Below are 24,179 nucleotides of genomic sequence, written 5' to 3'. Positions count from 1 at the left end.
AGGAAAGGAGCGGCTTCGGCCGCCCTTTCAGAAAACAAAGGGGGAAAAGGGAGATGAAGGGCGAGACCCATTGGATCATACCGGACGGTTTTATTCCTCCGGAAAGTTCCGGAAGCTTAACGAGCCATGAAGCCATTTGTGTTTTAAATTGCCATGAAGAAGACGCAAACCTTGCGATCACAGTATACTTCGAAGACCGTCCGCCGCTCGAAGGCATTTCCGAGACGGTTCATGGCAGGAGAACGAAGCATATTCGCACAAGTTCTTTACACAGATCAGGAGAACGCATTCCTGAAAATATTCCTTATGCGATCGAGATCGCAAGCGATGTACCTGTGATCGTCCAGTACAGCCGGCTGGACACAACCCAGCCGGAACTTGCGTTAATGTCAACCATGGCATATCCGTTAAAAACAAGGGGGATGGGCGTACATGATGAATGACCGGGCCTACGCTTTATTTGAAGAACAACAGAAAGACAGGGGAATCAGCCTTTCTGAAGCAAAGGAAAAATTGAAAGCGCTTAAAATCGAGACGCCTTCATGGGGATACGGGGACTCGGGCACGCGCTTCAAAGTGTTTCAGCAAGAGGGCGTACCAAGGGATCCGTTTGAAAAAATGGAAGATGCATCAGTCGTTCACAAATTAACCGGAACATGTCCTTCCGTCGCCATCCATATTCCGTGGGATCAAGTTGATGATTACGGAAAGCTGAAAGCGCACGCCGAGCAGCTTGGCCTTGCCATCGGCGCCGTGAATCCGAACTTGTTCCAGGACGATGACTACAAATTCGGAAGCGTCACAAACGTTAAAGCGGACATTCGCCAAAAAGCGACTGAGCAATTGCTCGAATGCGTCGGTATTGCAAAACAAACAGGCTCTAAGGAAATCAGCCTCTGGCTTGCCGACGGAACCAACTATCCCGGTCAGGGCGACATCAGAAAACGGAAAAACTGGATGTATGAGTGTCTGGCCGAAGTATACGAAGCTCTTGACGATGATATGCGGCTCTTAATTGAATACAAGTTTTTTGAACCGGCTTTTTATCATACAGACTTGGCGGATTGGGGGATGGCTTACAATTTGGCGCAAAAGCTCGGGCCGAAGGCTGAGGTGCTCGTCGACACCGGCCACCATGCCCAGGGGACGAACATCGAGCACATTGTCGCTTACTTGCTTGACGAAAAACGTCTCGGAGGCTTTCATTTCAACAGCCGCAAATACGCTGATGACGATTTGATCGTTGGCGCGCACAACCCGTACGAACTGTTTCTCATTTTTTCTCAAATTTTGGACGCCTGCCGTGATTCTGACCCGAACGTCCGGAAGACGGCCGAACATATTTCGTATATGCTTGATCAATGCCATAATCTTGAACCGAAAATCCCGGCTGTGCTGTGCTCGGTCATGAATGTGCAGACTCAATTTGCAAAAGCGCTTTTGATCAACTTCGATGAAGTGAAGAAAGCGCAGGAAGATCATGACGTGCTTGCCGCAGAAGCTGCGATCCGCGAAGCATTTGAAATCGATGTCAAACCGCTCCTTTACGCCGTGCGGGAGGAAATGAACGTTCCGCTTGATCCGCTCAAGGCTTATGAGGAAAGCGGGTATGCGGAAAAAATACTGGCACGGGGCAAAGGCGGTGCAAGCTGGTGACAATTCTCGCTTTTGATCTTGGTGCGTCGAGCGGCAGAGCTTATGCAGGTCATGTAGACGGCGGTCTGATCAAAGCTGAGGAAATTCACCGTTTTCCAAATCAGCCCGTTCAGGCAGGAAAACACCTTTATTGGGACATTCTCAGGCTGTATCATGAAATCAAACAGGGCATTTTAAAGGCGAAAAACGGCTGCGGACGAATCAGCTGCATCGGAATTGATTCATGGGCGGTAGATGTCGGTTTTCTCGATCGGAACGGAGAGCTGATAGGGAACCCTTATCATTACCGCGACCCTTACACGGACGGAATGATGAGGGAGGTGTTGAATGAAATCGGAAAAGAAGAGCTGTTTTCCAGAACCGGTATTCAGCTTTTGCCGTTCAACACCATCTTTCAGCTCCGGGCGCTGAAAAAAGCGAATTCACCGCTGTTGGAACACGCGGAAACACTTTTAATGATTCCTGATTTGCTGCGCTATTTTTTAACGGGCGAGAAAAAAAGCGAATTTACAAATGCGACGACAACTCAGTTGTTCAACCCGAAAACGTCTGACTGGGATTGGGAGCTCATCAGCCTTCTGAGGCTCCCGGCCTCGATTTTTCCAAAGGATATAGCAAAACCCGGAAGCGAAGCGGGGAGGCTGTCACAATCAGTGTGCAGCGAATTGTCGGTGTCTGCCGTACCGGTCATTGCCGTCGGCGAACATGACACGGCTTCTGCAGTCGTCGGCGTTCCCGCTGAAACGGATGACTTTGCATATTTGATATGCGGCACCTGGTCGCTGATCGGAACCGAACTTGACACTCCGCTGATGACAAAACAGGCGCTCGATTGGAATTTTACAAATGAGGGCGGTGCCGGCGGCACATTCCGTTTTTTAAAAAACATTATGGGATTGTGGCTGTTCCAGCGCTGCCAGGCGGATTGGGAAAAAGACGGGAGCACCTATTCGAGCGCCGAGCTTGTCAAACTTGCCGGACAGTCAGAAGCATTCAGGTCGGCTGTTGACCCGGATGACCCGGTGTTTCTCAATCCCGTGCATATGCCTGAGGCGATCAGGGAGTACTGCCGTGCAACAGGGCAGCACGTGCCGGAAACGCCCGGACAGATCATCCGCTGCGTGCTTGAAAGCCTTGCATTTAAATACCGGTTCACGCTTGAACGGATTGAAACATTGACAGGAAAAGAATATGACGGACTTCACATGGCGGGCGGAGGGATTCGAAATGAACTGCTGTGCCAATACACGGCGAATGTACTGGCCAGAAATGTATGGGCCGGACCGGCAGAGGCAAGCGCCATCGGCAACATTGCCGTACAGGCCATCGCGCTCGATATGTTTTGGGATATTCAGAGCGCCCGGAAATCAATCAAGGCTTCCTTTCCTCAAAAAACGTATGTACCGGAAGATACAGAAGCTTGGGAGGCGGCATACCGCCGCTTTACAAGTCAGGTTATCGGCGCCGCTTCCCGCTGAAAACATTTCCTGTATCGGCGCTGATGCGCTATCATGAAAGTAACAGTGACTTTTACCAAAAAAGGAAGGAAGTAAACGGATGCTTGTAGCTGAAAGACACCAAAAAATCGTCGAGCTTGTCAATCTGCGGTCGAGCGTACGCGTCACAGAACTGAGCGAGCTTTTTTCCGTCACGGAAGAAACGATCAGGCGCGATTTGGAAAAGCTTGAGAAGGAAAATAAGCTGAAAAGAAGCCATGGCGGCGCAGTCAGCGTGCAGACTGAAGAAGCAGAGGTGCATTTTCGCGAGCGCGAAATTACAAACGTAAACGAAAAAAAGATGATTGCATTTGAAGCCGTCAAGCACGTGAAAAGCGGGGAACGGATTATTCTTGATGCCAGCACGACGGCGTGGTACATGGCAAAAGCGCTTGAAAATATCCCGCTGACCGTCATCACCAATTCAGTCAGAGTAGCGATTGAACTCAGCAAAAAAGAAAAGGTTACGGTCATTTCAACCGGCGGGATGCTGCTGCCGCAATCGATGTCATATGTCGGCCCTTTGGCTGAGCGCTCCCTTGACATGTATCACGTCAACAAAACATTTCTGTCTTGCAAAGGCGTCAACCCTGCGAGCGGCTTGAGCGATTCAAACGAAATGCAGGCGCTGTTGAAAAAACGAATGATCGAGATTGCGGACGAAACAATTTTGATGGCGGACAGCAGCAAATTCGGAACCCGTGCTTTCTCGCAAATTGACCGCCTTCATGACGGATACAGGGTCATCACAGATTCAGGGATTGACAAAGAAAACCTTGGCCTCTTGAAAGACATAACAGAGAACATCACGATCGTCGGCTGAAATCAAGCTTTTCAAGCACTTGATTTTAAAATCAGGCGCAAATGGGATAAAATAGAAGAGTAAAAAAGGAAAGGAGATGTTTTTGATGGCGAAAAAGATTTTGATCGTAACGGGCGACGCAGTTGAAGCGCTGGAAGTGTATTATCCTTATTACCGCTGTCTTGAAGAGGGCTATGAAACGACGATTGCCGCACCGAAAAAGAAAAAGATTCATACGGTTGTTCATGACTTCCTGGATTGGGATACATACACCGAGAAGCCGGGCTATTTAATTGACGCGCATGCTTCATTTGATGAGATTGATCCGTCCGAATACGACGGCATCATCATTCCGGGCGGACGCGCACCGGAATTTATCCGAATGTACGATTCCCTGCTGAAAATCGTTGCTCATTTCTTTGAGGAAAATAAACCGGTCGGCGCGATTTGTCATGCGAGCCTGATTTTCACAAGCCTGAGAGAACATCTGAAAGGTCGGAAGCTGACGGCTTACATCGCCTGCAAACCGGAAGTCGAAGCAGCGGGCGCGACTTATGTTGAGGAGAAGCTTCATGTGGACGCCAACCTGGTCTCAGGTCATGACTGGTCCAATCTGCCGGAGTTTATGAGAGAATTTTTTAAAGCGTTAAACAAATAATAAGCAGGGATGACCCCGCAGCAGTTCGGGGTTGTCTCTTTTTTTAGACATGTCCCGCTTCGCATTTTATAATGGTACAAACGGGTATGTTGGACAAAATATAATAGAAAGAGAGGTGTTCCGATGTCAGCAGATCATCATGAACACACGTTAAACCCCAAAAGCTCTAAAGGAAAAGAACAAATCACAAACCGCTTAAAGAGGATTGAAGGGCAGGTCAGAGGCATTCAAAATATGATTGAAAATGACCGCTACTGCGTCGATATTCTCGTTCAAATCTCAGCTGTGCAAGCCGCAATGCAAAAGGTGGCTTTCAGCCTGCTTGAAGATCATACCCACCATTGCGTTGCCAACGCGATTAAAAGCGGTGAAGGCGAAGAGGCCATTGAGGAACTGCTTGATGTGTTTAAGCGGTTTTCAAAATCATGAACGAAAAAGAGAAAATCGTTTTCTTGAAATACCCTACAGGGGTATGGTAATATAAAACCGATCGATATCATCAAACCATAGGAGGTTTTCAATATGGAACAAAAAACACTGAAAGTCGAAGGCATGTCTTGCAACCACTGTGTTCAGGCAGTAGAAGGAAACGTCGGAAAGCTTGGCGGAGTAGAGTCTGTTAAAGTGAATTTAAACGAGGGCAAGGTCGAAGTTTCGTTTGATTCAGGCAAAGTATCGCTGAAGGAAATCATCGATACGATCGAAGATCAGGGGTATGATGTCGCAGGCTAATGTATACCTATAAGGGGTATATAAGGAGTGAAGGATATGGACGGACAAAAAGAAGCCACCCTCCAAATCTCTGGCATGACCTGTGCCGCCTGTGCGGCGCGGATCGAGAAAGGGTTGAAAAGGCTTGACGGCGTTCAGGACGCAAATGTGAACTTGGCGCTGGAAAAATCAAAAATCGTTTATGATCCGGGGCAAATCGAAGTCGGACAGCTGGCTGAGAAAGTCGAATCGCTCGGCTATCAAGTTCCTGCGGAAAAAACCGAATTTGCGGTTTCCGGCATGACATGTGCGGCTTGTGCCAACCGGGTTGAAAAGCGCCTCAACAAGCTGCCGGGCGTCAAAAACGCCGCCGTCAACTTCGCCATTGAGACTGCGGCAGTCGACTATCATGCCGGTGCGGTTTCGCCGGAGGAGATGATCGAAGCCGTTGAAAAGCTCGGCTACAAGCTCGAACTGAAAAAAGACCGAACTGCGGACGGTCGGGCGGAACAAAGAGAAAAAGGCATTCAGCGTCAAACCGGCAAATTTATTTTTTCAGCCATTTTGTCGTTTCCGCTGCTCTGGGCAATGGTCAGCCATTTCAAATTCACGTCATTTATATGGCTGCCGGCGATGTTCATGGATCCCTGGGTTCAGTTCGCTTTGGCGACACCGGTTCAATTTATCGTCGGGAAGCAGTTTTACACAGGGGCTTATAAAGCGCTGCGGAACAAAAGTGCCAACATGGATGTGCTGGTCGCTCTCGGCACGTCTGCCGCCTATTTCTACAGCTTGTATTTAAGCGTTGAAAGCCTTGGTACGAACCGGGATCCGGGCGGCCTTTATTATGAAACAAGCGCCATCCTCTTAACTTTGATCATTTTAGGAAAGCTGTTTGAAGCGAAAGCGAAAGGGCGTTCATCCGAAGCAATCAAAAAGCTGATGGGGCTGCAGGCGAAGACTGCGACCATCGTCAGGAACGGCGAAGAGATGACCGTGCCGATTGAAGACGTTTTGGCAGGCGACATCATGTACGTGAAGCCAGGTGAAAAAGTACCGTCAGACGGAGAGATTGTCGAAGGGCGTTCTGCGCTGGATGAATCGATGATCACCGGTGAAAGCATTCCTGTTGACAAGACGGTTGGAGATCCGGTTATCGGTGCTACAATCAACAAAAATGGATTTTTAAAAGTAAGAGCAGAAAAAGTAGGCAAAGATACTGCGCTGGCGCAGATTATAAAAGTCGTGGAAGAGGCGCAAGGTTCAAAAGCGCCGATTCAGCGGCTTGCAGACCGGATTTCCGGGGTTTTTGTGCCGATTGTCGTGGCGATCGCGGTCATCACATTTTTCGTCTGGTATTTGGCGGTTAGCCCCGGCGAGTTCGGCACGGCGCTGGAAAAGCTGATTGCGGTGCTTGTGATCGCATGTCCGTGCGCGCTCGGTTTGGCAACGCCGACATCGATCATGGCAGGATCGGGCCGTGCGGCTGAATTCGGAATCTTATTCAAAGGCGGCGAACATTTGGAGACGGCTCACCGCTTGGAGACGATTGTGCTAGACAAGACGGGGACGGTTACAAATGGAAAGCCTCAGCTGACAGATGTGCGCCCTGAACCATGGATCGATGAAACATCGTTTCTCAAGCTTATCGGTGCTGCAGAAAAAAGCTCTGAACATCCGCTTGCTGAAGCCATTGTCGAAGGCATCAAAAGGAAAGGGATAGAGCCGGCCTCAGCAGACAGTTTTGAAGCGGTACCCGGCTATGGTATCGAAGCTGCAGTCAACGAAAAACGGATTTTGATCGGTACAAGACGGCTGATGGAAAGCCGTGATATTGACATTCGAGAGGCGCACAGCGAAATGGAAGCTCTCGAAACGCAAGGAAAGACGGCGATGCTTGCCGCCATCGACGGTCGGTTTGCCGGGCTGATCGCCGTCGCCGATACGATTAAAGACACGTCGAAGAGAGCTGTGAAAAGGCTGCATGATATGGGGCTGGAAGTCGTCATGATCACCGGGGACAACCGGCGGACGGCAGAAGCGATTGCTGCAGAAGCCGGCATTCAGCACGTTATCGCCGAAGTTCTGCCTGAAGGAAAAGCGGATGAAGTGAAGAAAATTCAGGCAGAAGGCAAAAAAGTCGCGATGGTCGGCGACGGCATCAACGATGCGCCGGCACTGGCAGCGGCCGATACCGGAATGGCGATCGGAACGGGGACTGATGTCGCCATGGAAGCCGCTGACGTCACCTTGATCCGCGGCGATTTAAACAGCATCGCTGATGCGATCCTCATGAGCAGACTGACCATCAAAAACATTAAACAAAACCTTTTCTGGGCGTTTGCCTACAACAGTATCGGCATTCCGTTCGCGGCCGTCGGGCTTTTGGCCCCGTGGATCGCAGGTGCCGCGATGGCGTTCAGTTCAGTCTCAGTTGTTCTGAATGCACTCAGGCTGCAAAAGGTGAAGCTTGATTGGAGGAATCCGTCTTGAAGGATAAGACAGTGCTCGTTTGGACGGTTTCAGCGGTTGTTTATGTAGGAATTGTCATGCTCGTTTACAGTTTATTGGCGGGTCAGGAACCGATACCCGATGAAAAGCCTCATGACGGTCATGTTTTAGAAGAGCATAGCAAATGATTTGCTGAAGAGAAAGCCGGATGTTAAAGAACATCCGGCTTTTTGTATTAATATCTGTCATTGCTCATACACATCAAAATCTTTTCCTGGACGATTTTTTTCATGGCTTCTTTGGCGGGGGCCATATATTTTCTTGGATCGCTTGCTTCGGTGTGTTCATGCAGATAACGGCGCAGTTTATCTGAAAAAGGAATTTTTAATTCAGTCGCGATATTTACTTTTGCACATCCGAGCTTGATACACTTTCTTACATCTTCTTGCGGAATTCCTGAGGCGCCGTGCAGGACGAGCGGAACTGAAACCCGTTTTTGAATCGCGGCCAGCCGGTCAAAATCGATATTGGGTTCTTTTGAGTAAAGCCCGTGGGCTGTACCGATTGCCACCGCCAGCGAATCGATTCCGGTTTTCTCGACGAACTCTTTTGCTGCATCGGGATCGGTGTAATAAGCGTCGGCTTCATCCACGATCAAATCGTCTTCCTGTCCGCCGAGCCTTCCGAGCTCGGCTTCTACAGTGGCATCTTTTTGCCGGGCATATTGAACGACACTCGCTACAATTGCGGTATTTTCGGCAAATGGTCGGTGCGAAGCATCAATCATGACAGATTTTGTCCCTAATGATAAAGACTCGCGAATATCTTCAATTTCTTCATGATGATCGAGATGGAGGGCGACCGGGATCGAGCAGCGAGCGGCGGCAGTTTCTGCAATCGCTTGAATATAGTCGCGGCCTGCATAGCTGAAGGTTCCGGGAGTAGCCGCAAGAATCACGGGGGACCTTAAGGCTTCAGCAGCTTCTGTCACGGCCTGCACGGTTTCAAGGTTGTGAATGTTAAAGGCCGGTACCGCATAGCCGTTTGTCTGTGCGTCCAGCAGCATTTTCTTCGTATTTGTCAGCATATCGATTCCTTCTTTCTAATCAAAATTAGGATATATAGCTCGAGAAGGTGCTCAGAATGTCGTCAGGACTCGAGGCATCAAGCAGCTGCTGCCTCGCATCTCCGTGAACAAGCATGCGAGACACCGATGATAATAGATTGAGATGTGTGCTGCCTGCCTCGGCATCGGGTATCAATAAAGCAATGATAAATGTGACAGGCGTTTGATCAAGCGCGTTCCATTCGATTCCTGCCTGGTTTTGAATGATGATGACAGATGCTTCTGTGATGTCCTTCAGTTTTGCATGGGGGATGGCGAAGCCGTCGATAAAGCCGGTCGTGCTTTCAGCCTCTCTTTGTGCCAATCCGTGAATGACCGCTTGTTTTGTTTTGGCGGCTCCCGATTCATATGCGATCTGAGCCACCCGGTCAAAAGCTTCCGCTTGGGAAGATAACGTTTCTTGAAGATAGATGTGCTCTTTTTTGATTAAAGCTGCTGTGCCCATGTTTGATCAGCCTTTCTCTTTTTCATATGTCCGTTTTTGGTAAAAGCCGAATAAGAAGGCGCCGATAAGCGATCCGATGATAATTGACAGCACCCACTGAAAGGCTCCTGTTACAACGGGAAGTACAAGGAATCCGCCGTGCGGGGCAGGTACTTGAACTGCGAATGAGTATGTTAATATCGCTGAAACCGAAGAGCCGATCATCAAAATCGGAATGACAGGGATCGGTTTTTTTGCGGCGAACGGGATAGCGCCTTCGGTAATATGAGTGGCGCCGAGAATAAAATTGACAAGCCCTGCATTTCGATCCTGCTGACTGAAATATTTGCGGAAAAACAAAGTGGCAAACGCAATGACGAGCGGCGGTGTGATACACGCGGCGGAGACGCCTGCCATGAAATATTGGTTCCCTTCAGCGAGAAGAGCAGTTCCGGTGACATAGGCTGCTTTATTGACCGGACCGCCCATGTCAAATGCGCTCATACAGCCGATGATCAAGCCGAGAATGATGGGGTTCGCCCCTTGAAAATCGGCTAAAAAGTCCTTCATCCCTTCATTGATGGCCGTCATCGGCTCCACGAGGAAAAACATGACCGCACCGATCAGAAAAATGCCGATAACCGGATAAAGAAAAATTGCTTTCAGCCCTTCAAGGGACTGAGGCATTTTTTTCAGTGCATACGAGAGACCATAAATAATCAGTCCCGCCAAAAAACCGGATACGATGCCGCCCAGAAAACCCGCTCCACCCGTACTGGCGATCATGCCGCCGATAAAACCGACGATCAGGCCGGGGCGTTTAGCCATTGAATCGGCGATATAGGCAGATAATATCGGAACCATCAGCTGGAAGCCGAAGGCGCCCGTTTTATTCAGTAATTCGGCAAAAGCGTTGTAGCTTGGATGTTCAGGATCCGCTGAATGGATGCCGAATAAAAAGGATAGTGCAATCAAAACCCCTCCGCCGACGACAAATGGGAGCATGTGGGAAACCCCGTTCATCAAATGTTTATATATTTTACGGCCGATAGAAGTGGCTTCGCCTGTTTTAGGTTCATCCTCTGTTTTTGCCGCTGTTTGTCCGCGGTAAATCGGCGCTTCGCCGTTCATCAGCGTCCGAATTAAAGATTCTGCATCACGGATGCCCCGCGCAACCGGGACGTCAAGGACACGTTTACCTGCAAAACGCTCGGCGCCTACATCCTTGTCTGCCGCGACAATGACCCCGTCGGCTTGTTTAATGTCTTCTGGCGATAGTTCGTTTTGAACGCCGATTTGCCCGTGTGTTTCGACTTTGATTTCTACACCCAGTTTGGCGGCAGCCTGTTTTAAGGCCTCTTCAGCCATAAATGTATGGGCAATTCCTGTTGGACAGCCGGTTGCCGCGATGATTTTAAACTTTTTCATAAGAAAACCCCCTTTATAAATGAGTGATTTGAATTTGTGAAGCTGTTTGATCGAGTTCGGACACATCACCGAGTCCTTTCGAGAATGCCGTCAAGGACCCGGCGGCAGAGGCGTACTTAAGTGCTTCAGGAACGGAACAGCCAAGCTCCTGTTTTCCGACGAATACGGCAAGCATGGCATCGCCAGCACACGCGGTATTGACAACTTTGCCTTTGGCGGCGGTCGCTTTTAAGGTTCTTTGGCGGTCCAAATAAAGGGCGCCATCTTTGCCGCGGGAAATGAGAACCCTTTCAGCGCCGCGGTCGAGAAGCTCGTTTCCGTAATGGATGATGTCTTCTTCGGACAGCGCTTTCTTCCGGCTGAAAAAGGCGGCCAGCTCCTGTTCATTTGGTTTAATCAGGTAAGGATGGTATGAAAGACAATCTAATAGGATGGGAGAACTGATATCCAAGATCAATTTCAGATTGTTTTCGGCGGCAATCTCGGAAAGCGAAAGGTACATGTCATCGGGGACTCCTCTCGGAAGACTGCCTGATATAAATAAGAAACGGCCGGGCGGGATTTGACGGATTTTGTTGATCAGCTCCTGTTTTCGGCCTTCAGATATGAGCGGTCCTTTGTTTACGATCTTGAATTCCCGGGTGGCATTGATAAAAATATTGATCCGTGAGATGCCTTCCACTTCGACAAAGTCTGTGACAATTTTTTCATTCAGCAGTTCGTTTTCAATAAAACGCCCTGTAAATCCGCCTGTAAATCCAAGCGCGGTATTGTCAAGACCGAGGCGTTTGAGCATAAATGAAATATTGACGCCTTTTCCGTTTGGCTGATAATCTTCATCTTTAGTGCGGTTGACGACATCGGGAAGCAACTCGTCGGTTTCAACGAATAAGTCGACTGCGGTATTCATCGTGCATGTATAGATCATGCTGTATCCCCCCTTTATCTGTGGCTTCACAGACATTATGTCACAGATAAAAGGGGGGATGTTTACAGGTTGTGTAAAGGTTTTCAGCTATGAGCGGTGCGGATAACGTATGAGTCCAGCATGATGCGGGAGAGGACTTGCAAAGGGAGGCGAGAGCGGACTTCATAATCGGGAAAAAATGATTGTTCACCTTTAAACCCGACCAGTACGATCTCTGATAATTTCGCAAGACGCGAATCAATCCTGGTCGTTAATGTGATGGTGGAAATGGCTTGCAATTTGAAATTTTGAGCGGCTTCAACAAGCTCTTCTGTCTCACCGTTCAGGGAAACAAAAAGGCCGAGGTCTTTTTTGGCAAGTGTTTTTGACTTGCCTCTGATAATATTCGGGTCGCTGTGCATCTCGCAGTTTTTGCCGAGCAGCTGAAGCTTGATCGTCATCTCGGTCCCAATCATTTCAGACAATCCTCTTGCGAAAATGTAAACTTTTTCGGCATTGCTGATTTTTTGAATGGCATCTTCGATCAACCCGATATCAAGCATTTTAATCGTATCCAGAACTTCTCTTTCATTCTTTAACACGGCCTGTTTAATTTGGCTGTCAATATCATCCATTAGCGGAGCGTGCCCGAGGTGGTGTTTCTCTTTTAATGCATACTTAAAAGAAGTGTAGCCGTCATATCCGAGTTTTTTCATTAACCTGACAATCGTGGCTGTTGAAACATTTGCATCCTCGCTTAATTTGACAATCGATAAAGTGGCGATGACATCCAAGTGCTGATAAATGTACTCGAGCAAATGCCGTTCTGAATCACTGAGCGACTGATATGTGTCAGAAGTCATTTGAAACACGCTGTCTTTCATAATAAAACCCCCTTTTATAGTCATATTGTATCAGTTTAGCAAGGGGGGAGGAGAAAAAATAAACATTTCCGACATAAGAACATCCGGCCCGAGAGCCGGATATTTCAAGTTAAGAAGCGATTTTTCTGCATGCTTCCGCACATGCAAAACAGCTTTCAGCACAAAGCTGGCAAATGTCTTCGGCATACGGGCTGTTGCGCGTCATGGCTTGAACTGCGAAACCGCACATCTCTGCGCATTCCCGATCAAGACGGATGCATTCGGCCATCATCCCCGAGTCTTCTTCCATCAGACATTTGTCAAAGCAATGATTGCAGGCTTCAAGACATTCCCGGCAGGCTTTGATGCATTCCTCATATACAGATTCCACGAAACACACTCCTTTTTCTACGTTTTTCCTTCGTTGTACCCTGCTTTAAAATCGGGAAAACATACGAAAAAACTGCTGTACATCGTGTACAGCAGTTCGTCGGTTATTCGGCGAGACCTTGATGGATCCGGTCAAGGTTTTCTTTCATCATCTTATAATAGGAATCTCCCGCTTCACCGGGCTTTCCGATCGAGTCGGTGAAGACTTTTGCTTTAATCGGCACGCCCGTTTCCGCTGACAGGCTTTCCATGCTGCGCGGGTCAACGCTTGTCTCCACGAATAAGGCCGGAACGTCCTTTTTCTTCACTGTGTCAACGATTTTTTTCATCTGACCGGGAGTTCCTTCATTTTCGGTATTGATTTCCCAAATATACTCTCCGTCGACGCCGTAGGCCGAAGCGAAATATTTAAAAGCCCCTTCGCTTGTCACAAGGATGCGGCGCTCTTTCGGTATATCTTTAAAGCGGTTCACCGCTTCATCATGAAGCTTTTGCAGCTTGCCGATATAGGCTTCCGCGTTTTTCTCGTAGTCTTCTTTATGGTCGGGATCGTTTTTGATCAGCGCATCTCTTGCGTTTTTTGCATATTGAATCCCGTTTTCTATATCGAGCCATGCATGAGGATCTTCTTCCGTTTCTTTTCCTTTAGCGGTGAGATGCTTTGGCTTGACCCCTTTGCTCAGCTTGTAGACAGGGGCGCCATCACCGTCTTTTTCAGCTGTTTCCAGCAGCTTGTTAAACCAGCCGTTCCCAGTCTCCAAATTCAGGCCGTTGTAAAAGACGACATCGGCGTCCGTCGTTTTTTGCACGTCTTTAGGCAGCGGATCATACTCGTGCGGGTCTGTTCCGACAGGTACAATGCTGTATAAATCGATGTGATCCCCTCCGACTTGTTTGACGATGTCATAGAGAATGGAGTAGGTGGTGACGACCTTCAGCTTTCCGTTTTCTTCACTGCTGCTTTTCGAGGAGCAGCCGGCGGCGAGAAGCAGAATCAATGCCGCCGCAAATGCTAGTGTTTGCTTCCATTTCATGTTTTGTTTTCCCCCTTTATTTGGCGGTTATTGTTGAAGTGCTGCCCGTTTTCTTCTTGATTTCACTGCTCTCCAAAGTACGCCTTGTTTCGGTGAAAACGTAAAGGAAAGTCCGAATAAAATCGTAGCCACGAGCACGATTGCCGCTCCTGAGGAGAGGTTGTACGTATAGCTTAATCCAAGGCCGATGACCGCTGACAAAGCGCCGAGGAAAGCGGACAAATAGATCATCACCCACAGCCGGTCTGTCAATAAATAAGCGGTTGCGGCAGGCGTGATCAGCATCGCGACGACGAGGATAATGCCGACGGTCTGAAGCGATGCGACCGTAACCATTGTTAAAAGCGTCATTAAAAAGTAGTGGATCAGCCGGTTCGGCAAACCATAGACGGCCGCCATCGTCGGGTCGAAAGAGGTGATGAGCAGCTCTTTGTAAAACAAAAAGACAGCGGTAAGAATAATGACTCCGATGACGAGCGTGATCCACATGTCTGATGAACGAACGGCCAGCACATTTCCGAATAAGATGTGGTACAGATCGCTTGAGCTTTTGACAAGCGTGATTAAAATGATCCCGACGGCGAAAAAGGCCGTGAATACGATGCCGATGGCCGAATCGTTTTTAATCCGGCTGTTTTGGCTGACATAGCCGATTCCGAGAGCCGTCAGGATGCCCGTAAAGACGGCGCCGAAGAAAAAATTGACGCCGAGCATATAAGAGATGGCGACGCCCGGAAGAACCGCATGTGAAATCGCATCTCCCATCAGCGCCATTCCCCTGAGAATGATAAAGCAGCCGATGACGCCGCAAATGATGCCCACCATAATCGAGGTGAACAGCGATTTTTGCAGAAACGAATATTGCATCAAACCATGGATAAACTCCATCACATCGCACCTCTTTTCGATTGCAGGAACGGAAGCTGAGATTCGTAGGCTTTCATCATCACGTCGGGATTGAGGATGTCGGAGACAGGGCCTTTTTGAATCAGCTCTTTGTTCAGCAAAATTAATTCATTGAAGTAGCTGTCCGCTTTGCTTAAATCGTGATGGACGACAAGAACGGTCTTTCCTTCATCACGAAGTTCCTTTAATATGCTGACGATCATTTCTTCGCTCGTCACATCAATTCCGACGAACGGTTCGTCAAGACAGAACAGCTCTGCTTTTTGGGCGAGCGCCCGGGCGAGAAAAACGCGCTGCTGCTGCCCGCCTGACAGTTCACCGATCTGGCGCTTGGCATATGCTTCCATCCCGACTTTTTCAAGACAGTGATATGCCCAGTCTTTATCGCGTTTTTTCGGACGTCTGAAAAGGCCGAGTTCAGGATATGTGCCGAGGATGACGGTGTCGAGGACATTGATCGGGAACGTCCAATCCATATCATTCCGCTGCGGAACATAGGCGATTTGCTTGCGTACATCTTTGAGCGGTTTTCCCAGCAGACGGACGTCGCCTTTATCTTTTGGAATCAATTGGAGCATGGATTTTAGCAGCGTTGATTTTCCTGCGCCGTTCGGTCCGATAATGCCCGCCATCATTCCTTGATCGAGCGAGAAAGTGATATTGTGAAGCGCTTCTGCGCCGTGATAAGAAACGTATAAATCTTTTACGGTAATTGCGGGTTTCATAGCTTCATTAACCCCTTTCTATGTCTATATGAAAGTTAACCTGCATACAATATTTTTGTTTCGGCAATTTTTTATTACCTAGTGACATTTTTTTTACCTAATGCAACTTTTGATTGAATTCTAATATATCATTTCTAAATTGTAAAGCGCTAAAATTGCTGAAAAACGGTAAAAGCCATGCAGATCAAGCTGCATGGCTTTTAAAAAATTTCTCATTTGCCGATTTATCGTTCAAATTGAAATGCATCGATTGCAACTTTCCCTTTGAAGACAAAATAGACGCGGTGGGTGCCTGCAGATTTTCGGACGGAAGCTTTTACCGTTTTCCAGTTTTGCAATCCGGATGTGTCAGGCACTTTTAACGAACCGATTTGTTTTCCTTTTTGAGGATGGTCGAGGAAGATGCCGATTTCGCCGCCGCTGCTGCTTGCAACCTTTGCTTTTATCCTTTTTTCGCCTTTGAAGCGGACATCATGGAAGGCGATCCACGCGTTTGTTGTACTGTTTTTTACCGCATCCCCGCCGTATTTGGATTCTTCGGTGATGAGCACGCCTTTGTAGTCGTCGTAGTTTTCAGCATTTGTCTGCCGGCGCAAGTTCCGTTCCCGAATCGTTTCACCCTGGACGAAAATCCGCTTTGTCTTGCGGATGTCCGCCGCCGAGCTGCCGACTGATATTTTGTAAGCCCCTCTTTCAACGGCAAACGTTTCTCTCGTCACATCCCAGAAGGTAAGGTCTGTCTGTTTCAGCTTGAATGTCACGGTTTTCGTTTCTTTCGGTGCCAGTTCAACCCGCTGAAAGTCTTTCAGATCCAGATTCGGTTGTTTAACACGCGTTTTAAATAGGGGAGAAGTATAGAGCTGAACGACTTCCTCCCCTTTTCTCCCGCCTGTGTTGGTGACGTTAACGCGGATCGTGACAGATCCGTCTTTTTTGATGCTGTCAGAGGAAACGTTTAAACCGCTGTAGCGGAACGCTGTATAGGATAACCCGTGGCCGAACGGATACAGCGGCCTGCCTTCGAAATATTTATAGGTTCTTTTCCCTTTGATGATATCGTAATTCATCATATCCGGAAGTTCTTTGACTGAGGTGTGCCAAGTTTGCGTCAGCCGTCCGCCCGGATTTTCATCTCCAAAGAGAATGTTCGCCAATGCGCTTCCCGCTTCCTGGCCTCCGTGAGCGGAATATATGATCGCAGGAATGTGCGCTTTAGCCCAGTTGAGAGCGAACGGATAGCTGCCCGTTACGACAAGCACCGTATTGGGATTGGCTTTAGAAACGGCTTTCAGCAGATTTTCCTGGGCGGGAGGGAGTGTAATGTCTTTCCGGTCTTCGGTTTCCCGGCCGTTGATGTAAGGATTGTTGCCGACGAACACGACGGCTTTGTCCGCGGCTTTTGCCAGCCGAACCGCTTCATCCGTACCGCTCTTGATGATTGTCTTTGAAAACTTTTCCGCTGCTGTTGCCGGCTTTTCGGCGGCGGCTGTTAATGTCCCGTCTTTTCCGGCGGTGAGATATTTGCCGTTTGCCGTATTTTTGATGGCAAATGTCCCGTCAGGCTGCTGTTCAAACTGGAAAGTTTCTTTGACAGTCCAGCCGTTCGGCTGTTTCTGATCAGCGATCAGCTTGCCGTCATCCTGAAGCGAGACATAGAGACCGTTCGCTTGGGCGCGAAGGGTGAAGATGCTTTCTCCCCAATCCGCCGCATCGAATGCCGCGCTTTTCTCAAGCTTGTCAGCCGATGCTGTGAGCGGTTGTTTGCCGTCCCGGCCTGCGGTTACAAACTTTCCGGTCAGCGCGGATTTGAATCCGCTTTGTTCCAGCCCTTCGGCAAAGGAGACGCGGTCTTTGCCAATTTTGTCCGCGATTCCGTCAAGCGGAGTTTTCCGATACGGCATCGTTCCGCTGTACCAATCTTCGTAAAGCGCATCTCCGAACGGACCGATGACTGCGATGTTTTCATTCTTTCGGGTATTGAAGGGAAGCAGATCCCGATCGTTTTTCAGTAAAACGATGGCTTTTTCAGCCGCTTTTTTCGCCAGCTGCTGATGCTTTGGACTGTTGATGACGTCATCTGTCAGGCGGCTGTACGGATTGAGTTCGTCCGGATCGAATTCGCCCGTGCGAAAACGGATGCCGAACGTGTTGGCCAAGGCTTGATCGAGGTCTTTTTCAGAAATAAGGCCTTGCTTTAAGGCGCCAGTTAAGGCGCTTTTCGTCAGCTCGGGATTTTCTCCCTGATCCGTAAAGTTGTCAATGCCGGCTTTTACGGCATGGGCATGCGCTTTTTCGTGGCTGTCATAATACTTATGATCATTGACGATTCCTGAAGGATCAAAGGCATCGCTGACGATGAAGAAATCGTCTCCGGCCCATTTTCGTTTGACTGTGCTGTTGAGCAGCGGGCTCAAAATGGCCGGTTTATCGTTGACAGAATTGTAGGCTGGCATCAGGCTGTATGCGGCTTTTGCGGAAATTGCTGTTTCGAAGGGCTTCAAATAATACTCATGCATGTTCCTGGGATCAATGCTTGAGGAGCTGAATCCCCGGTCTGTTTCGTTGTTATAGGCAAGAAAATGTTTTAAGGTTGGTACTGTTTTCAAATAGAAGGGATGATCACCCCTTAACCCGGAGGCATAGGCGGTTGCTATTTCCCCTGTTAAAAAAGGGTCTTCGGAATAGCCCTCTTCATTTCTCCCCCACCTTGGATCCCGCAGCAGATCGACGACAGGCGCCCAGACGTTGACGCCGTTTGCCGCAGGATCAAGGTGGTGGAAGCCGCGGACTTCATCACCGACCGCTGAGCCGATTTGTTTGATTAACGAGCGGTCCCATGTATGCGCGAGCCCGACAGCCTGCGGGAAAACGGTCGCTTCCCCAAGCCAGGCGACGCCGTGAAGCGCTTCTGTGCCCGTTTTAAAAGCGGGAATGCCGAGCCGGGGAATGGCAGGCTGATATTGATGCATCAGTGACACTTTTTCCTCAAGGGTCAGCCGTGAAAGCAAGTCGCTGACCCTTTTTTGAACAGGGAGACTGGGATCTTGAAAGGGATACTCATATTGATCAGCTTGGGTTTTAGCGGCCGCGGGCTGCGGCGGATCAAAACCGGCGGCGGAAAGGATCATGCACATTGCGACCAACATGATGATGCGGACCTTTTTCAGCATCCTGATCACTCCTTTTTAGAAATAAATGAAGACATCCCGATCCATTTCTTTTGGCTGAATCGCTGTTCCCTCCTGAAGCGCTTCCGCAGCTCCGTTAATAACCGAGGTGACAGAAAGACCGCGGATGAGCAGCTTCCATTTCTTTTGGACGCCTGTTGTTTTTACGGTAATCGTATTTTCATGTCGTGAAGCTCTGACTGTCATTGCTTCGCACTTTTCATTGTAAATCGTCTGTTCGGCTGTGCAGCCGTCTTTTAATTGGTAAAGGCAGAACGTCACATCGTCGAGATAATCATAATCAGGTCGCCCGGATTCCTGCCCGAGCGGCAGCAGCGTGTTTTCCCTGACAAACAGGGGAAGCCCCATATAACCGTACTGTTCTTCTTTCCATTCTCCGCCTTCCGTCTCCTTTCCCGTCAAAAGGTGTGTCCAAGTGCCTTTTGGCAAATAATAACGGACAGCGCCGTCTTCCTGAAAAACGGGCGCGACGAGCAGCCTTCCGCCGAGCATGTACTGTCTGTCAAGCCAGTGGCAAGTGTTATCTCCGGGAAATTCGAGGAGCATCGCCCGCATCATTGGAATGCCTTCAGCGTGCGCTTCATGTGCAGCGGCGTACAAATAAGGCATCAGCCTGTGCTTCAGTTTGACAAAATACCGCATGACATCGGCCGCTTCTTCGTCAAACAGCCACGGAACGCGGTATGATTCGCTCCCGTGCAGGCGGCTGTGCGTGGACAAGAGGCCGAATGCGGTCCAGCGCTTATACAAATCGGCTGTTGCCGTGCTTTCAAATCCGCCGATATCATGGCTCCAGAAGCCAAAGCCTGAAAGGGAAAGCGACAGGCCGCCGCGTAGGCTTTCAGCCATTGAATCATAGCTGGCAAAACAATCCCCGCCCCAGTGTACGGGAAATTGCTGGCCGCCGGCCGTCGCCGACCTTGCAAACACGACCGCTTCCCGTTCGCCGCGCTTTTGCTTCAACAAGTCAAATACGGTCTTGTTGTATAAAAAAGAATAATAATTGTGCATTCTGTCGGGGTCTGATCCGTCAAAGTAAACTGCGTCTCTCGGAATCCGTTCTCCGAAATCGGTCTTGAAGCAGTCGACCCCCATGTCGAGCAGGCTTTCAAGCTTTGAACAATACCAGTCACGCGCTTTTTTATTGGTGAAGTCGACGATTGCCATTCCGGCCTGCCACCGGTCCCACTGCCACACATCTCCGCGGCTGTTTTTCAAGAAGTAGCCGTTTTCTTTTCCTTCCTGAAAGAGCTTCGATTTTTGAGCGATGTAAGGGTTGATCCAGACGGATATTTTCAGACCCTTTTCTTTCAGGCGGCTGAGCATGGCTTCAGGCTGCTTAAAATATCGTTCATCCCATTCGAAATTGCACCATTCAAATTCTTTCATCCAGAAGCAGTCAAAATGAAACACGCTGAGCGGGATGCCGCGTTCCTTCATTCCGTCGATGAAGCGGGTCACGGTCTCCTCAGAATAGTCGGTTGTGAACGATGTTGACAGCCAGAGGCCGAAAGACCAGGCCGGGGGAAGCGCCGGTTTTCCCGTTAACGCCGCATAGCGTTTCAAAACATCCTTTGGTTCGGCGCCGCTGATGACAAAATAGTCAAGCGATTCTCCTTCGACCGAAAACTGCGCTTTGGATACGACTTCAGAACCAATTTCATATGAGACGAGCTCGGGATGATTGACAAAAACACCGTACCCTTTGTTTGACAAATAGAACGGCACATTTTTATACGCCTGCTCCGTGCTTGTTCCGCCGTCCTGGTTCCAGATGTCTACGGTTTGGCCGTTTTTCACGAAAGCCGTAAAACGCTCGCCTAGGCCGTAGATCAATTCGCCGACGCCGATGTTGAGCTGTTCCCTCATAAAGGTGCGCCCGTCATCGCTCGTGATATAGGCGAGGCTGCTCGATTCGCTTGCGGTCAGGCTCTGTCCATTACGTGAAAATTGGTAGCCCCATCCGTTTTTGCTCACTTCGACGCATAGGCTGCCGCTTTGGAAGGTAAGCGCCTCATCGTGTTCGGAGATGACCGGTTCAACGTCTGTCATATGCAGCTGAAAATCGGGTTTCCGAGGCGTTTCCCCTTGAAAATGGAACACTTGCACACGGATCACGTCTTCAAGGGGACTCGAAAATCTCACGGTGAGCATGCGGGTGTCCAGCGTGTCTCCGCGCTTTTGAACCGCTTTGACAGGCCCGTATACGGTCAATGATTGCTGATCAATCCTTCGGTCGTAGGCTTCTTTTGGCGTGTTGATGTGATATCCTTCCCGCGTCAGCCAGTAGCCGTCTGAAAATTTCATGATCGAAAACACCCTTTCTTTTTACTTGATGGATCCGTTGATAAGTCCTTTCACAAGCTGCTTTTGAAGCAGTATAAAAATGATGATGACAGGCAGAACCGATAAAACGGCAAATGCCATCAGATCATTCCACTGGATTCCGTATTGGCTGATCACATTGTAAATGCCGGCCGTCAGCGGCCACAGCTCCTGATTTCGGTTGAATGTCATGCTGTAAATCAAATCTCCCCATGTGAAAAAGAAGGAAACCGCTCCGCTGACGGCAATCCCGGGCACACTGATAGGCAAAATAATGCGGATGAATGCGGTAAAACGGCTGCAGCCGTCGATTTTGGCCGCATCCTCAAGGTCCTTGGGGATTCCGAGAAAAAAGGTTCTGAGCATTAAAACCGAAAAAGGAACACCGAGCGTTGCCCCCGTCAAAATCGGTCCGATATACGTATTTAACATGTTCAGTTGATTAAAGGCGATAAACAGCGGAGTCAAAACAACGGTGGCAGGCAGCATTTGCGTGATGAGAAACAGTAAAATAAACATTTTTTTGCCCTTGATCCGAAAGCGCGCCAAGCCGTAGGCGGAAGGAACGGCCAATATGAGAACGATGACGGCAGCAGTCCCGGAAATCAGCAGGCTGTTCAAAAAGTATCCGGCGATGCCTGAAGTGAACACAGCTTCAAAACCGGCCGTCCGGAATGTCTCGGGCCACAATAAAGGCGGTGTTTTAAACAATTCTGCATCGCTTTTGAAAGCCGTGGCGATCATCCAGTAAACGGGGAATAAAAAGCCGGCCGTAATGAGGACGCCGATGATGTTAAAGAGCCATTCCTTTTGCTTCGTTTTCATGACATCACCTCATCTTTTTTGATCAGCCGCAAATAGACAAGACTGACCAAAAGAAGAATAAAAAACAGGACATTGGCGCTTGCTGCTCCCATGCTGAATTGAAATTCGTCAAAGGAGTAGCGGTAGCTGACGGTTGACAGGACTTCAGTTGCGTGCACCGGGCCGCCTCCAGTCATCACAAACACAAGGTCGAACACTTTGAACGTATAAATGAAGCCGAGCATCATGACGACAGTGATTACCGGCCGCAATAAAGGCAGGGTCAGATGGATGAATTTCTGAAAAGCATTTGCGCCGTCAAGGCTTGCGCTTTCATAGACGTCTTCCGGAAGGGAGCTGAGACCGGCGGATATGAGCAGCATGTTAAAGGGAATGCCGACCCAGATGTTGGCGATGATAACGGACCAGATGGCAATGTTCGGGTCTGACAGCCAGGGGATTGGATTGTCGATCACTCCCCATGATAGGAGGAGTTGATTGAACACTCCTTCATTTGAAGCCATCATAAACTTGAATAAAAGCGCCGTAACCGTCAGCGGAATGAGCCAGCTCACCATCATCAATCCCCTGAGAAACGGGGCAAGCCGGAACTTCATGCTGAAAAACAAAGCGAGCAAAAAGCCGATTGCAAACTGAAAAACGACGCTTCCGGCCGTGTAAAGCAGCGTGTTTTTTATAGATGCCCAAAATACTTTATCCTGGGCAAGCCGCTGATAATTGTCGATTCCTATAAAACTGATATCCTGTGAGGCTATATTTGCAAGCGACACGTTTTGAAAGCTGAGAATCATGTTGTAGATGAGAGGATAACCGATAAGAGCAAGCATAAAAAGAACTGCCGGAAACAAATAGAAGTACCCTTCCCATTTACGGACGATGGTTCTGATCATGTCAAAACTCCTTCGTGCGCTTAAAGCTAGTTTAAGGCACTGATTTTTTGTGCGGCCTCATCCAGCGCTTCTTTCGGCGTTTTGCTTTCGCTCAATGCTTCCTGCAGGGCCGTCTGCAAAGCTTCCGAAATTTTCGGCCAGTCTTTCGAAGGGCCGCGGGCTGATGCGATCTCCATGATCGGAATGAAGGCTTTTAAATTGTCATCTGTTTTCCAATGGCTGGATGATTCGAGCAAATCCTTACGCGGCGGGAATACACCTGTTTCCACTGTCAGCGTTTCGAGCCGCTCAGGGTCGATCAGCCAAGTGATAAAATCCCAGGCGCCGTCGGTGTTTTTTCCTTTAACGACCGCAATGTTTTCCCCGCCGAGGGCGGAAGCGAATGTTTGATCTTTCGGGATATAGGTAATTCCGTAATTTAAGTGCCCGGCTTCTTTCAGCCGTTCAATGTTCCAGGAGCCGTTGATCATCATGGCGAGCTGACCTGCTGCAAACTGTCTGGCCAGATCATCCTGGGTGGCGTTTAACACTTCCTTGCTCATTGCGCCTTCCTTTACCAGGTCCGTTAAAAACTGCAAAGAAGAGGCTGCTTCTTTTGAATTCAGTTGTTTTAGATCTGCTCCGGAAGACAAAAGAAACGGATAAAATTGAAAAGCGCTTTCCTCTGATTTGACAGCTGACAGGGCAAATCCTTTCGTTTGGCCTTTGCTCGTTTTCTTCGCTGCTTTTTTCAGGTCGCTCCACGTTTCAGGCGGCTCGGAAATCCCTGCATCCTTCAAGAGGTCTTTGTTGTAAAACAAGGCAAGCGCGTTGCTTGCGAAAGGGATGCCGTAGTACTTCTCTTCATATACGGCTGATGATAGCGGCCCCTCATAAAACTGGTCATCCTGCCCCCATTGATCGATTTTCTCCGTCAAATCTTCGAGCACGCCCATGGCGGCGAATGAGGCATTGTCGACATTGTCAAGGAAAACGGCGTCAGGCATAGCATTGCCGGCTGCCCCGACAGACAGCTGCTTTTTCACTTCATTAAAAGGAATGTACTCCGTTACAACTTTGTACCGGTCCTGAGACCGATTGTACTGTTCGACAAGCTCATGATAAAGCTCCTGCTGCTTACCGGTGAAGTAATCCCAGACTTTTATTTCTTCCGCATGCTTTGCGCCGGTGCCGGTGTCGTTGCCGCTTTTGCAGCCTGCCGAAAAAACGAGAAGAAAGGCGAGGCAGATGATCATCAGAGACGATTTTTTCAAAAACGTTCACTCCTTATGCAAAAAGCTTGTTAGTTTAGTAGCTAAACTAAGTATATTTGGGCATCGCTTCCGATATGCCAGCAGAGTTTTGCACAAGCGAAAAGCAGGGTAAACACGGAAA

The 24,179-nt window shown here is 49.0% G+C and carries 23 protein-coding genes; 9 read left to right on the top strand and 14 right to left on the bottom strand.

The annotated features are described in order from the left end of the window. Positions 1-53: 53 nt before the first annotated feature. The 9 genes from MKX80_RS18575 to MKX80_RS18535 all read left to right on the top strand — a co-directional run bounded on the left by MKX80_RS18575 (position 54) and on the right by MKX80_RS18535 (position 7,962). Positions 54-443 carry a sensory rhodopsin transducer gene (locus tag MKX80_RS18575; protein ID WP_182070050.1) on the top strand — a complete coding sequence of 130 codons (390 nt, stop codon included), beginning with the start codon at positions 54-56 and terminating at the stop codon, positions 441-443. Then, complete coding sequence (rhaI, locus tag MKX80_RS18570) at positions 436-1,656, top strand: L-rhamnose isomerase (RefSeq protein ID WP_268342691.1); 1,221 nt, start codon at positions 436-438, stop codon at positions 1,654-1,656. Before MKX80_RS18575 ends, rhaI begins: the two co-directional genes overlap by 8 nt. Beyond that, a complete protein-coding gene (locus tag MKX80_RS18565; RefSeq protein WP_268310663.1) occupies positions 1,653-3,134 on the top strand; it encodes a rhamnulokinase family protein in 1,482 nt (493 codons plus the stop codon). Before rhaI ends, MKX80_RS18565 begins: the two co-directional genes overlap by 4 nt. 79 nt (positions 3,135-3,213) lie before the next feature. Further along, positions 3,214-3,975 (top strand): DeoR/GlpR family DNA-binding transcription regulator, encoded by a 762-nt coding sequence (locus tag MKX80_RS18560; RefSeq protein ID WP_234112286.1) that lies wholly within the window; start codon positions 3,214-3,216, stop codon positions 3,973-3,975. 85 nt (positions 3,976-4,060) lie between these two features. Further along, on the top strand, positions 4,061-4,612 hold the full coding sequence (locus MKX80_RS18555; RefSeq protein WP_216929695.1) for a DJ-1/PfpI family protein: 552 nt from the start codon (positions 4,061-4,063) through the stop codon (positions 4,610-4,612). A 123-nt stretch (positions 4,613-4,735) separates the two neighbouring features. After that, positions 4,736-5,041 carry a copper-sensing transcriptional repressor CsoR gene (csoR, locus tag MKX80_RS18550; protein WP_020452956.1) on the top strand — a complete coding sequence of 102 codons (306 nt, stop codon included), beginning with the start codon at positions 4,736-4,738 and terminating at the stop codon, positions 5,039-5,041. A gap of 93 nt (positions 5,042-5,134) precedes the next feature. Next, complete coding sequence (gene copZ, locus MKX80_RS18545) at positions 5,135-5,344, top strand: copper chaperone CopZ (RefSeq protein ID WP_003185250.1); 210 nt, start codon at positions 5,135-5,137, stop codon at positions 5,342-5,344. A gap of 36 nt (positions 5,345-5,380) precedes the next feature. Further along, positions 5,381-7,816, top strand: coding sequence for a heavy metal translocating P-type ATPase (locus MKX80_RS18540; protein WP_268293616.1), 2,436 nt, complete (start codon positions 5,381-5,383; stop codon positions 7,814-7,816). Then, positions 7,813-7,962, top strand: coding sequence for a hypothetical protein (locus tag MKX80_RS18535; RefSeq protein ID WP_165569694.1), 150 nt, complete (start codon positions 7,813-7,815; stop codon positions 7,960-7,962). Before MKX80_RS18540 ends, MKX80_RS18535 begins: the two co-directional genes overlap by 4 nt. Before the next feature lie 47 nt (positions 7,963-8,009). On the opposite strand, the gene MKX80_RS18530 is transcribed toward MKX80_RS18535, so the two are convergent. From MKX80_RS18530 to MKX80_RS18465, 14 genes are all read right to left on the bottom strand, one after another. After that, the gene (locus MKX80_RS18530; protein WP_182070053.1) at positions 8,010-8,861 is read right to left on the bottom strand and encodes a tagatose bisphosphate family class II aldolase; all 852 of its coding nucleotides are present in this window, start codon (positions 8,859-8,861) and stop codon (positions 8,010-8,012) included. A gap of 25 nt (positions 8,862-8,886) precedes the next feature. Further along, positions 8,887-9,345 (bottom strand): PTS sugar transporter subunit IIA, encoded by a 459-nt coding sequence (locus tag MKX80_RS18525; RefSeq protein WP_154995275.1) that lies wholly within the window; start codon positions 9,343-9,345, stop codon positions 8,887-8,889. A 6-nt stretch (positions 9,346-9,351) separates the two neighbouring features. Beyond that, positions 9,352-10,752 (bottom strand): fructose-specific PTS transporter subunit EIIC, encoded by a 1,401-nt coding sequence (locus MKX80_RS18520; RefSeq protein WP_268310667.1) that lies wholly within the window; start codon positions 10,750-10,752, stop codon positions 9,352-9,354. Between the two features lie 13 nt (positions 10,753-10,765). Further along, the gene (gene pfkB / locus MKX80_RS18515; protein WP_182070055.1) at positions 10,766-11,680 is read right to left on the bottom strand and encodes a 1-phosphofructokinase; all 915 of its coding nucleotides are present in this window, start codon (positions 11,678-11,680) and stop codon (positions 10,766-10,768) included. Between the two features lie 83 nt (positions 11,681-11,763). Next, on the bottom strand, positions 11,764-12,543 hold the full coding sequence (locus MKX80_RS18510) for a MurR/RpiR family transcriptional regulator (RefSeq protein WP_003185233.1): 780 nt from the start codon (positions 12,541-12,543) through the stop codon (positions 11,764-11,766). A 109-nt stretch (positions 12,544-12,652) separates the two neighbouring features. Next, positions 12,653-12,913 (bottom strand): four-helix bundle copper-binding protein, encoded by a 261-nt coding sequence (locus MKX80_RS18505; RefSeq protein WP_268342682.1) that lies wholly within the window; start codon positions 12,911-12,913, stop codon positions 12,653-12,655. 103 nt (positions 12,914-13,016) lie between these two features. Further along, on the bottom strand, positions 13,017-13,946 hold the full coding sequence (locus MKX80_RS18500; RefSeq protein WP_154995267.1) for a metal ABC transporter substrate-binding protein: 930 nt from the start codon (positions 13,944-13,946) through the stop codon (positions 13,017-13,019). A gap of 27 nt (positions 13,947-13,973) precedes the next feature. Further along, a complete protein-coding gene (locus tag MKX80_RS18495) occupies positions 13,974-14,834 on the bottom strand; it encodes a metal ABC transporter permease (RefSeq protein ID WP_268342681.1) in 861 nt (286 codons plus the stop codon). Next, positions 14,834-15,577: a metal ABC transporter ATP-binding protein gene (locus tag MKX80_RS18490; protein ID WP_154995265.1), complete on the bottom strand. Its 744-nt coding sequence runs from the start codon at positions 15,575-15,577 to the stop codon at positions 14,834-14,836. The genes MKX80_RS18495 and MKX80_RS18490 overlap by 1 nt, the downstream gene beginning before the upstream one ends. A gap of 224 nt (positions 15,578-15,801) precedes the next feature. Then, positions 15,802-18,747: a glycoside hydrolase family 3 C-terminal domain-containing protein gene (locus tag MKX80_RS18485; RefSeq protein ID WP_268385673.1), complete on the bottom strand. Its 2,946-nt coding sequence runs from the start codon at positions 18,745-18,747 to the stop codon at positions 15,802-15,804. A 15-nt stretch (positions 18,748-18,762) separates the two neighbouring features. Continuing rightward, positions 18,763-21,072 carry an alpha-xylosidase gene (gene yicI, locus MKX80_RS18480; RefSeq protein WP_182070059.1) on the bottom strand — a complete coding sequence of 770 codons (2,310 nt, stop codon included), beginning with the start codon at positions 21,070-21,072 and terminating at the stop codon, positions 18,763-18,765. Positions 21,073-21,093: 21 nt separating this feature from the next. Beyond that, complete coding sequence (locus tag MKX80_RS18475; RefSeq protein WP_182070060.1) at positions 21,094-21,915, bottom strand: carbohydrate ABC transporter permease; 822 nt, start codon at positions 21,913-21,915, stop codon at positions 21,094-21,096. Next, positions 21,912-22,805, bottom strand: coding sequence for a sugar ABC transporter permease (locus MKX80_RS18470; RefSeq protein ID WP_154995256.1), 894 nt, complete (start codon positions 22,803-22,805; stop codon positions 21,912-21,914). The genes MKX80_RS18475 and MKX80_RS18470 overlap by 4 nt, the downstream gene beginning before the upstream one ends. Before the next feature lie 26 nt (positions 22,806-22,831). Next, positions 22,832-24,058, bottom strand: coding sequence for an ABC transporter substrate-binding protein (locus MKX80_RS18465; RefSeq protein ID WP_234112277.1), 1,227 nt, complete (start codon positions 24,056-24,058; stop codon positions 22,832-22,834). Positions 24,059-24,179: the final 121 nt, after the last annotated feature.

The sequence above is a fragment of the Bacillus sp. FSL K6-0972 genome, assembly GCF_037976035.1.
Lineage (GTDB): Bacteria > Bacillota > Bacilli > Bacillales > Bacillaceae > Bacillus > Bacillus haynesii.
Note: the sequence above shows the minus strand (reverse complement) of the source record. Positions and strands in the feature narration are given on the sequence as shown.